Source organism: Aliivibrio sifiae, assembly GCF_002954705.1.
GTDB lineage: Bacteria > Pseudomonadota > Gammaproteobacteria > Enterobacterales > Vibrionaceae > Aliivibrio > Aliivibrio sifiae_A.
Genome location: NZ_MSCO01000002.1, coordinates 541826 through 546076, shown reverse-complemented (window position 1 = coordinate 546076; position 4251 = coordinate 541826). Strand labels below are relative to the sequence as shown.

Here is a 4251-nt window from a genome sequence, read left to right as displayed (position 1 = left end):
AGTTTGCTACTATGCATACTTAGCTGAATTTTAACGCCTTAATCACTGAAACTAAAGGCAAACTGACAACGCCGAGTGTAGCAAATCGTGTTGATGCATTTGTTATATGCGCCTTAAATTGTTAGAGCTTTTATTGCTCGTTCGACACCAAGCCGTGGACTGCTAATGACTGGAATAGAGACGTTAACATTCTTTTGAACCTCAGACATTGAAGCCTGAGCTAATACGATTAAGTCATACTTTCTCTCATTAGAGGTAATTACGGCACTGATTTGGGCATAATATTGATCCATTTTGCCAGCTAGAAAGCAATCCCATGCATTTTCAACACGGCACAAAGTAAGCTTAGATTTTGAGTTGTGTTTGGCTAGCGACTTCAGCAACAGTTCACGAGTTGGTTCTAAAGTACTTTCTAATGCCGCAAGAACTAAAATATTATTGCCATTTTCAACAGCAAAGTCAGCCATTGCCTGATCGACTCGTTGAACTTTACAACCATTTAAGTTATCTATTTCTTCAGCAATGCCACCAATCGATGAACAAGTGATCACAATGACTTTGCTGACTAAACTCAAAACTTCCAACAGCGCTATAAGGTTAGATTTTAATATCGAATCAACACCAAACTGCTGAGCATGAGTTAACAATGATTCATCAACAATATGATTTATAAGTAAATTAGGCGAAAGTTCAGTAACTAATGAACCAAATTTTTCAATATGAACCTGACCTGTATGTATAAAAGAAATATCGTATTTCACTTTTTTCATCCTTGAAGCATATAACGCTGGCATAACACGTTTATTACTATGCAAACCAACCTAAATTAACCGCCTTAATCACAAAACTAAAGGCAAACCCAGAACGCCGAATGTAATAAATCGTGTTGATGCGATTGTTGTGCGTGCTTACTTTCGGCTTGGCCAACTTGGTAAAGAACTGCCCTGCCAAGATTTTCTAAGTCCTGATTCTAATTTACCGATAGTAATTAAGCGAACAAAATGTTCTTAAATTGCGAGATGAAGTAAATGGAAAACAGATACATTTTTTACACCATTTGAACGGCTTGGTTTCAGCAGATTTGGAACTGATAAACCAAATATCCTTGCCACAACTGGGATTGAAAATGCCAAGAGGAAAACACTGATGCAAACTAAAATGAGGCATAACCAAAGAACAATTGAAGCGTAAAATAGCTTCTGAAACGCCTGAACTTAGGGAAATAAGGGCTAATTTGGCGAACCTGATGAAATGAAAACCAAAAGGCAACAAAGAAGAAATTTACGCTTACTAAGCCGAAACTACGAAAGCCACGATCCTTTTGATGAACCGTGCAAAAAATTTCGGACTCAGTACGCACAACGCCGCAATAACACGTTTATTACTACGACGACTTAGCTGAATTTTACTGCCTTAAACTCCGAACCCAAAGACAAACCTACAAAGCCGAATGTAATAAATCGTGTTGATTGCTTTGTTATGTGTGTGTTTCCACATCAAACGAAAACTCTCCCCAAGGTAATTCACAATCAGTTGATAAGTTAGCTATTTCAGAAAATGTTTCACTAGCTAGTCCCGCGAATTTTCTGTACGGCAAACCAGATAAGAGATTTCTTTTGGACATAGATTCAAGCATCCAAATTGTACCAATACATTCTTGGTATGCTGCTAATGCAATAAAAAAATAATTTTCTTGAAACTTTTTCAGCTTACTACGCTGTGATGGAGTTGAAGATATAAAATCTCTAACTATTGAGAGCTTATCTCTTTTAAATTGTAACCAATTCTCAAAGCCTTCTGATCGCAAGTCATGTTCAAATAAAGCAAAACGTGCCTCATCAAAGTCAAATTCATCGACAATTTCTTCAACAATACCTTTTAATTCGGAGATGTAACGATCTAAATCCATATTTTTTCCTATAAACACATAACGCCTGCATAACACGTTTGCTACCATGCAGATTAAGCTCAAATTTACCACTTAATATGGTAAACTCAAAGAAACCTAGAATGCCGAATGTAGTAAATCGTGTTGATGCATTTGTTATGTGCGTTCTTCCTTATACAACGGAGAATGCTTTGATAAACTAATTTCATTTTCTGATGATGGCATATTTTGAAAAAATTGATCTCCTCTAAAAATAAATCCATCAATATCACCTTCATAGACTTCATTTAAAACTAGGTCACACCCTTCTCTAGTAATTGAATCCATTGCTGCATAATCCCATGAACGTTTACATGCCCAACTTTTTATCAATTTAGAAGTAGGGGCAGACGTTCTATGTTCACTTAATCTTTGTTCTAAATTATCCGTATAACCGATCTTAAATCTATTAGGTAAAGCTTCTGGTACAAGTTGAATTAAATAAAAATAACCAAATCGTTGTACTGATGAATCGTTAACATTAAGAACTTTACCTCGCTGCTCAAGAGTTGCTAACAATAAATCAGCATCTTCTCGTGATAAACAATTAACCAAAGCACCACTACTCGATGGAGTTTTACTTTTGGTAATGTCCAATTCAAGCTTTCTAGCGTTCCGTCTAACTGTATCGATACCACAGCCAACTTTTTCAGCTATTTCATAAAATGTGACTAATTTATTCATTATTATCCTTTAAGCACATAACGCCTGCATAACACGTTTGCTACTATGCAGATTAAGCCCAAATTTACCACTTAATACGATAAACTCAAAGAAACCTAGAATGCCGAATGTAGCAAATCGTGTTAATGCATTTGTTATGTGCATTGTTACATTGTCACGATTAACCATTTTAAGTACTCGCCATTATTGCCCTAATTTTAACTGATTACTTTTGACGATATTTTAATCATTTTGTGATGGGTATCTGTAAATATCATTCCTATACTAGCGATACTATTAGATGAACAATATGGAGATAAATCAATGGATACAACATCACTCATCTATGACACTCTAACTAACTTAACAAATGCAGAGCCTAACCAGTACGCTGAAATTAGGCAGAAACTATACGACCAATTAAACTTACCTTTTGATAAGAAGTTTGCTTTATATTCAAGCGTCTTAGGTCCAGTTAGCGCTGGAAGATTAGAGGATCTTGATGATGCGGTGACTAAAGCTTGTAAAATTCTAGAAAAAAAACCTAGCTGATAGTAACCATTTAATATTTCTAGCCTTTAATAGTTAATCTTGAAGGCTAGAATCCATCCCAAAATGCACATAACGCCTGCATAACACGTTTGCTACTATGCAGATTAAGCCTGAATTTACCACTTAATGCGATAAACCCAAAGAAATCTAGAAATGCCGAATGTAGCAAATCGTGTTGATGCATTTGTTATGTGAATTTTATATTGCCATATATCTCTCTAACGCCTCGTTAAATGAAGCATTACGTATACTTGAGTTTGATTTTAAAATAGATTCATTGTAAAGCTTAAGCATTTTTACCCAGACAGGTGCTTGGAGGCTTTTAGCTGAGGATCTTTTTGTAAATTGGATGACATGCTCACCAGTCGTATTTGATTTATCCTCACGAGTAGTGAAACTAATATTAGGTAAACTAGATAAATAATCTTCTAATTCGCCTTTAGGGGCTGAAGAAGTAAGCTTCATTATATTTGATTTTACAAACTGCTTTCTGTCTTTTGGCTCAACATCCCATGCAGATAAATCTAAATTTTTGATTAAACCTGAATAAAACTCTATACAATTAGAAAATAATTTAGATTCTTCAAGTAACTTAGATGTTTCATCTTTCCCTACTTCTTTATCATGTAAGCTACCGACTAAGACTTCTAATTTCGAAGAAGAACCTGCCAACTTATTTAATATAGAAGCCATAGCTTCAACTTTATCATGTTCATTACGTTTTTGAAGAAAAGAAAAAAACATGCCTGCCCATTGTTTTTTTAAATGACATTCAATATCGGTAAATGATTGATAGGTTTCAATACCATTATTAGTATCTGATCTATGGACTGAATCAATAAATGAAAAAATTGATACAGCGTCATTTTGTTGCTGAATGCCAGGGTAATTAATTTTTTTAGCAAACTCTTCATCATGAACACGAATATTTTCTTTATAATAATGTTGAGCTGCTGACACATCTGCTTTTACAAAAGTAAAAATAGGTAAGCCAAGATCCCTAGCTTTATTGTATTCGGCTTGAGTGATAGATTCACCATTGCCTCCCTTAAATTTACCACCATAACGGCCAGAAATTATAAGAACAAACATATCACAGTGCGCTACTT

6 protein-coding genes are annotated in these 4251 nt (G+C 34.9%); 1 reads left to right on the top strand and 5 read right to left on the bottom strand.

Translation table 11 applies throughout. From position 1 onward, the window contains the following. Window positions 1-113 precede the first annotated feature (113 nt). From BTO22_RS13475 to BTO22_RS20025, 4 genes are all read right to left on the bottom strand, one after another. On the bottom strand, window positions 114-770 hold the full coding sequence (locus BTO22_RS13475; protein WP_258132590.1) for a hypothetical protein: 657 nt from the start codon (window positions 768-770) through the stop codon (window positions 114-116). A gap of 707 nt (window positions 771-1477) precedes the next feature. Continuing rightward, complete coding sequence (locus tag BTO22_RS13465; protein WP_105055948.1) at window positions 1478-1909, bottom strand: hypothetical protein; 432 nt, start codon at window positions 1907-1909, stop codon at window positions 1478-1480. A 135-nt stretch (window positions 1910-2044) separates the two neighbouring features. Next, window positions 2045-2611 (bottom strand): GIY-YIG nuclease family protein, encoded by a 567-nt coding sequence (locus tag BTO22_RS13455; RefSeq protein ID WP_105055947.1) that lies wholly within the window; start codon window positions 2609-2611, stop codon window positions 2045-2047. Window positions 2612-2620: 9 nt separating this feature from the next. Then, the gene (locus BTO22_RS20025; protein ID WP_181044694.1) at window positions 2621-2779 is read right to left on the bottom strand and encodes a hypothetical protein; all 159 of its coding nucleotides are present in this window, start codon (window positions 2777-2779) and stop codon (window positions 2621-2623) included. Between the two features lie 135 nt (window positions 2780-2914). Between BTO22_RS20025 and BTO22_RS13450 the strand changes: the two genes are divergently transcribed. Then, window positions 2915-3142 (top strand): PAS factor family protein, encoded by a 228-nt coding sequence (locus tag BTO22_RS13450; RefSeq protein ID WP_105055946.1) that lies wholly within the window; start codon window positions 2915-2917, stop codon window positions 3140-3142. 198 nt (window positions 3143-3340) lie between these two features. Here the strand turns inward: BTO22_RS13450 and BTO22_RS13445 are convergent. Then, window positions 3341-4251, bottom strand: a 911-nt coding sequence (locus BTO22_RS13445; RefSeq protein WP_105055945.1) for a DUF4062 domain-containing protein, incomplete at its 5' end; no start/stop codon positions are given.